1 pseudogene is annotated in these 1,201 nt (G+C 64.0%); it reads right to left on the bottom strand.

Annotated elements, in window-relative coordinates:
- Positions 1–1,201: pseudogene (locus GSQ92_RS26450) on the bottom strand (error-prone DNA polymerase); the annotation flags it as partial.

Below are 1,201 nucleotides of genomic sequence, written 5' to 3'. Positions count from 1 at the left end.
GCGGATGATCGCAACCTGCACAACCAGGTCGTAGAATTCGCTCGGCCGAAGGCGCGGCAGCATCGCCATCTGCGCCCGGCTTTCGACTTGGAACACGCCGAGGGAATCCGCCCGCCGCAGCATGGCGTAGGTCGCTTCGCAATCGCGTGGGATGCCGGCAAGGTCGTAATCGAGCCGATGATGGCGGCGCAGCAGATCAAAGCCACGCCGCAGGCAGGACAGCATGCCGAGGGCAAGAATATCGACCTTGAGAAGCTTGAGCGCGTCAACGTCGTCTTTGTCCCATTCCAACACCGTCCGGCCGGCCATCGCGGCATTCCCCACGACCGCCATTTCGGTGAGGAGCCCCCGGCTCATGACGAAGCCGCCGACATGGGTCGCGAGATGGCGCGGAAAATCCTGGATCTCCGCCGCGAGCTCCAAGGCGAGACCGAGCCGGCGATCGGTGAGGCCGAGCCCCTCCTGGGCCGCAAGCTCCTTCAGGCCGTCGTCACGGCCCGGTCCCCAGCTGGCCTTGGCCAGCCGGCCGGTCACGTCCTCCGATAGCCCGAGCGCTTTACCCACCTCGCGGATGGCGCTGCGGCCGCGGTAGCGGATGACGGTGCCGACGATCGCTGCGCGATTGCGACCATAGCGATCGTAGATATGCTGAATGACCTCCTCGCGCCGCTCATGCTCGAAATCGACATCGATGTCGGGCGGCTCATTGCGGCTGGCGGAGACAAACCGTTCGAAGAGCAGATCGTGCTTGGAAGGATCGACGGCCGTAATCCCGAGCACATAGCAAACGGTCGAATTGGCGGCCGATCCGCGTCCTTGGCAGAGGATGCCGCGCGATCGGGCAAAGAGCACCATCTCGTGGACGGTCAGAAAATAGGGCGCGTATTCCAGCTCCTGGATCAGCTGCAGCTCATGCGCGATCCGCGTCAAAATGTCGTCCGGAACACCGTCTGGCCAGCGGAGCGCGGCGGCCTCATAGACGCGGTCGGTCAGCGTCTCCAGCGGTTTGCGGCCGGGCTCCAGGATCTCTTCGGGATACTCATGCCTGAGCTGATCGAGTGAGAAGCCCGAGCAAGCATCGAGGACACGGATGTTATTGTCGAGTGCATCCGGATAGGCGGCGAAGAGCCGGCCCATCTCATCAGCGCTTTTGAGGCAGCGCTCGCCGTTCCGGTCGGCTGCGAAGCCGATGCGATCGACC

The organism is Acidisoma sp. S159, from assembly GCF_009766125.1.
Classification (GTDB): Bacteria; Pseudomonadota; Alphaproteobacteria; order Acetobacterales; family Acetobacteraceae; genus Acidisoma.
The sequence above is the reverse complement of the archived record's forward strand: the minus strand, read 5'-3'. Positions and strand labels throughout refer to the sequence as shown.